Source organism: Microcystis sp. M20BS1, from assembly GCF_020245305.1.
Lineage (GTDB): Bacteria > Cyanobacteriota > Cyanobacteriia > Cyanobacteriales > Microcystaceae > Microcystis > Microcystis ichthyoblabe_A.
On sequence record NZ_JADBUZ010000041.1, the window covers coordinates 1 to 5132 of the forward strand.

Consider the following 5132-nt stretch of genomic DNA (forward strand, 5'->3'; position numbering starts at 1 on the left):
AAATCTAAAAACCTTGTTGGATAAGGCTTTTAGACTTTTTTGACCTCAAAAAGTGCCGACCATTGGAGGGATCGGGGGTAAAATTCAGGTACTTTTTCCCTGAAAATTAGGTAACTGACTACCTCAAAATCGGTAAAACCCCACACCCCACACCCCACACCCCACACCCTGCCCCCACCAACAAACTTTTTCAGCAGACCCTAAGTAGGGAGACGCAATTATTTGTAGGATAGGTTAGCGGTAGCGTAACCCATGCAGGCCGAGTGCCGATTACAATAACGATAGACTCCTATTATCTCTTTTAGCCAATTGTGGGGAGAAGGCGAGGGGAAAACTCGCCTATTTTCAGGGTTTATTGACCTTCCCGACCGATTTGACGCTCGATAGTTTCGATAGCGGCATTTAATCCCGCTAGACGGGTTTCGAGGTCGTCGCGCATCCATTTGAGAAATGTTAATTTACGCTCTTGACATTCTTGGCGGGAAGTGCTGCCACAAGTGTTGAAGAAAAAGGGAAACATAGATCTAAGGGGTCTGCTATAACTCTACGTCTCCTATCTTGACGAAAATTTTCAAAAAAGTCTAACCGTTAAGTCGCCATAATAACCACAGACCTAAACCAAAACCGAAAAAGTTAGGCAGCCAGGCAGCTAGGAAGGGGGAGAGGGTGGCGGTTAGTCCCAAGCTGCCGACAAGGAAGTTTAAAAGATAATAGAGGAAAACAATGGCGACACTGAGACCAAAACTGGTTCCCCGACTGATTCTTTGCGGTAGAGAACCCAAGGCACAGCCGATGGTAGCAAAGACGATACAGACAAAGGGAAAGGCGATTTTTTGCTGGATTCGCACTTGAAAAAACCTGACTCTTTTCTCATCGCCACTGAGTTTGAGCAGTTGCACATATTCGATCGCCTGTGGTATGTTCATCTCGTAGGGATCGCGGCTTTGACGAGCAAAATCGAAAGCAGAGCGAGATAAAGCGATTTTTTCGGTTTTAAAGGGGATAACTTGGCTATAGGAGGCGTTAGGGGGGGTTAATTCATAGATAATGCCGTTAAAAAAGTCCCAGACGTTATCGACGGCATTCCAACGGGCCGAATCGGCGATAATAATTTGATTTAATTCTTGTTTTAGCCAACGGATAACGGTGACAGTTTTCATTTTTTCGCCGTCAAATTGTTCGGCATAAAATAAACTTCTTAAATTGCGATTAATCGTACCATTTTCTAGGGTTTTTATTTCATAATCGGGATAATAAAAATCTTTATTTTTCCAAAAACTTGCTTCTTTATTAATTTTCTGCACTAAAATTTCTGTGGCTCGATAATTAGCATTAGGAACCACATATTCGTTTAATAAAAATGTCACCACTGTAACTATTAAACTCAGGCAGAAAGTGGGTATAAAAAGACGGTAAAGAGTGACTCCACAGCTTTGCAGGGCAACGGTTTCGCTATCACTACTTAAACGTCCGTAGGTGATTAAAGTGGCCAGTAAAAGAGAAACTGGCAGGGAATAAGTAACAAATTCTGGCACTTTTAACAGGAGAATTTCTAGGGCCGAGACAAGGGGTAGATTAGCATCAACTACCTGATTAGCTAAATCGGAAAGATTGCCGATCGCTACTCCCAAAGAGGCAAATAAACCAACACTAAATAAAAATGGGGGTAGTAGTTGGCTGATCAGATAGCGATCAATGAGGGCAATACCTCCATTTACCCAGTAAGAAATCTTTTTCTTAATCATTGATTTTGGTTAACTCACTCCTCTTTCATCCCATTTCCTAACCCGCAGCCGTCTTGCCTATCCCTTCGGTTAGCCTATCATATTTTGTCTTTGACGAAAAACACCGCCGGAGGTTGTATGATTGCGGGGAGAGTGGACAGAAGTAAGGATTTGGGTAAGTGTGGATAATTTTTCTGTTCCTATTCCCCGATCATCCCCAGGTGAATTATGCTGCTAAACTGGCAAACTTTTACTATTCATAAACGAGTACCTTTAACGATTAGTCGCGGCACTACCAGCGAAAATACTAATATCTGGCTGCAAATTAGCGAGGAAAATATCGAAGGGTGGGGAGAGGCATCCCCTTTTGATATTACCAGCGAGGAGAAAAAACCCGATAAAATCCTGCAAGAATTAAACTCGATCGCTCCTATTTTACAATCTTTTCACCCCTGTCAACGCCAAGAAATTGAAAAAATTTTATGGCAAAATCAGATATCTTCGGCTACTCGTGCCGCTATTGATACGGCACTGCACGACTGGTTAGGCAAAAAAGCTAATTTACCTCTCTGGCAAATTTTTGGACTCGATCGCTCTTTAATTCCGCCGGTTTCTGTTACTATCGGTTTAAATTCTCCAGAAAATGTGGGGAAGAGGGTGTTAGATTGGCTAGAAATCGGCGATTTTAGCTTATTAAAGGTCAAATTAGGCTCACCGGACGGTATAGAAGCCGATCGAGCCATAATTCTGGCTATTAAAGAAATTGTCCCCCATTTGCCCCTAACTGTTGATGCTAATGGTGGTTGGAAATTTAGCGATGCGGTGAAAATGTGCCAATGGTTAAAGGAAAAAGGCGTTATTTATGTGGAACAACCCCTATCCGTGGGACAAGAACGAGATTTAATTGATTTATACCAAAAATCGCCCCTACCTATTTTCGTCGATGAAAGCTGTTTTTCTAGTCAAGATATCCCGAAACTGGCCGATCGAGTCCACGGCATTAATATTAAACTAATGAAAGCTGGTGGATTAGCGGAAGTGCAGAGAATGATTCATGTTGCCCAAGCTTGCCGACTGCAAATTATGTTCGGATGTTACTCTGATAGCAGTTTAGCCAATACTGCCCTAGCACATCTTGGCCCGCTTGTCAACTATCTTGACCTAGATAGTCATTTAAATTTACGCGATGATCCCTTTACGGGTTTAAGCTTAGAAAAGGGACGTTTACAACCAAATAATTCACCCGGTTTGGGTGTTAGTTTACGGACAGAAGATGACTAATTATTTGACTCCTGACAAGAAAGTAGCGATTCTTCTCCACGAAGGAATCAAAGGAACTCGCGGCAAAACTGGGTTAAGTTATCTGCGTTACGGAAAAGCGCAGGTAGTGGCGATTATTGACGCAGAAAGCGCCGGCAGTACCTTAAAAGAAGTGGCCGGAATCGATCGCCCCTTGCCGATTGTTGCTAATGTTAGGGAAGCTCTAACCTATCATCCCGATACCCTGTTAATTGGCATCGCACCCTCAGGAGGCATTTTACCACCCCATTGGCTAGAAGAAATCAAAGAGGGGGTAAATACAGGGTTATCCCTCGTTAATGGACTCCATACACCCCTAAAACCCCTTTTTTCTCAGCTTAAACCGGATCAATGGATTTGGGATATCCGTCTGGAACCCCAAGACTTAAAAATTGGGCAAGCGCGGGCGAAAAATTTAACCTGTCAGCGTATTCTAACGGTAGGGACGGATATGAGTGTGGGCAAAATGTCCACTAGCATCGAATTACACCGATTTGCCCAAGAAAAAGGGCTAAAATCGCAATTTTTAGCCACTGGACAGGGGGGAATTATGATCGCGGGGAAAGGTGTACCCTTGGATGCAGTGCGCGTGGATTATGCTGCTGGTGCGATCGAGGCTTTGGTGTTAGAATCAGCAGAAAATAACGATATTCTGTTTATTGAGGGTCAAGGCTCCCTATTACACCCTGGATCCACTGCTACCTTGCCTTTAATGCGTGGCAGTCAACCAACGGGGTTAATTCTCGTCCATCGCGCTGGACAAATTCATATCAAAGATCTACCCGATATTCCCATCCCTCCCCTAACGGAAGTGATTAAACTCTGCGAAATGACTGCCAGTGCTGGGGGAAGTTTCGGGGAGGTGAAGGTAAAGGGGATTAGTTTAAATACTTTTCATCTTAGTCCGCAGGCGGCAGTTAAAGCTATAGAAACTGTGCGGGAGGAAACGGGGTTATTTTGTACCGATGTTGTCCGTTTTGGCGCTCAAGGGTTATTATCAGTGATCAGTGATCAGTGATCAGTGATTAATTCAATCATAGTCAATGATAGGTGATGCGTTACGACTAAATCTGGATGTCGTTAAATTTTCTCTTGACAAAGGCGACTTGACATGATATTATATTCATAATGGAAAATCCGTGCGCCTACGAACCCTATTTTCCAACAGTCTTAACTATGATTTATGTGATTATGTGATTGACTATGATTCGTTCATTCAATCAATCTTCATCTCTAATCCACTCTTAACTAGCTCCCTAGTCATAGTCCATCAGATGATTACATCAACCACTGTCGATGGTGGTGGGTTACTGGACTAGGTAATAGGTGTAGGGGTAATTCATGAATTACCCCTACAATAACGTTTGTCTGGATGTTGTTAAATTTTCTCTTGACAAAGGCGACTTGACATGATACTATATTCATAATGGAGAATCCGTGCGCCTACAGACCCTCTTTTCCAACGCTCTTAACTATGATTGGTTTATTCAATCAATCTTCATCTCTAATCCACTCTTAACTAGCTCCCTAGTCATAGTTCATCATTCAACATTCCAATCACAGTTAAGACTGTTTTCAGGGATGAGGGGGTTTTGGTTTCAACATCTCCACCACCTCATCGGGAAACCGTTGTCTTAATTCTGCTTCGGGTAATTGGGATAACATCCTCAGATAATTCTGATAAAAGGTTTGGGTATGGGGATGATTTTCCCCTAATGCTTGGGTAGCAATATTAATCGCTTCTAGATAGAGAGGTTCCGCTTCTGTGTACCTGCCTTGGGATTCGTACAATGCTGCTAAATTGTTGAGGGAAGTTGCCACAAGGGGATGATTGTCTCCTAAGAGTCGTTTTAACAAATCTAATGCTTCTAGAAAGAGAGGTTCTGCTTCTGTGTACCTGCCTTGGGAATAGTATAATGCTGCTAAATTGTTGAGGGAAGTTGCCACATCGGGATGATTGTCTCCTAAGAGTCTTTTTCTCAAATCTAATGCTTCTAGATAGAGAGGTTCTGCTTCTGTGTACCTGCCTTGGGATTGGTACAATAGTGCTAAATTGTTGAGGGAAGTTGCCACATCGGGATGTTTTTCTCCTAAGAGTCGTTTTCTCAA

6 protein-coding genes are annotated in these 5132 nt (G+C 42.8%); 2 read left to right on the forward strand and 4 right to left on the reverse strand.

Features of this window, described 5'->3' with window-relative positions; genetic code table 11:
• Positions 1-352 precede the first annotated feature (352 nt).
• Entirely contained in the window at positions 353-520 is a 168-nt protein-coding gene (locus tag IM507_RS04100) for a hypothetical protein (RefSeq protein WP_002736451.1), read from the reverse strand.
• A 61-nt stretch (positions 521-581) separates the two neighbouring features.
• Positions 582-1745, reverse strand: a complete 1164-nt coding sequence (locus IM507_RS04105) for an LptF/LptG family permease (protein WP_004162378.1) — start codon at positions 1743-1745, stop codon at positions 582-584.
• Positions 1746-1952: 207 nt separating this feature from the next.
• Between IM507_RS04105 and IM507_RS04110 the strand changes: the two genes are divergently transcribed.
• Together IM507_RS04110 and IM507_RS04115 are read left to right on the forward strand one after the other, a co-directional pair.
• The gene (locus tag IM507_RS04110; RefSeq protein ID WP_287636664.1) at positions 1953-3005 is read left to right on the forward strand and encodes a dipeptide epimerase; all 1053 of its coding nucleotides are present in this window, start codon (positions 1953-1955) and stop codon (positions 3003-3005) included.
• Positions 2998-4041 (forward strand): DUF1611 domain-containing protein, encoded by a 1044-nt coding sequence (locus IM507_RS04115; protein ID WP_002735493.1) that lies wholly within the window; start codon positions 2998-3000, stop codon positions 4039-4041. The genes IM507_RS04110 and IM507_RS04115 overlap by 8 nt, the downstream gene beginning before the upstream one ends.
• A gap of 260 nt (positions 4042-4301) precedes the next feature.
• Here IM507_RS04115 and IM507_RS04120 read toward each other — a convergent pair whose 3' ends face one another.
• Together IM507_RS04120 and IM507_RS04125 are read right to left on the reverse strand one after the other, a co-directional pair.
• Positions 4302-4448: a hypothetical protein gene (locus IM507_RS04120; protein WP_184891194.1), complete on the reverse strand. Its 147-nt coding sequence runs from the start codon at positions 4446-4448 to the stop codon at positions 4302-4304.
• A 150-nt stretch (positions 4449-4598) separates the two neighbouring features.
• A partial coding sequence (locus tag IM507_RS04125; RefSeq protein WP_287636665.1) for a tetratricopeptide repeat protein occupies positions 4599-5132 on the reverse strand: 534 nt, incomplete at its 5' end.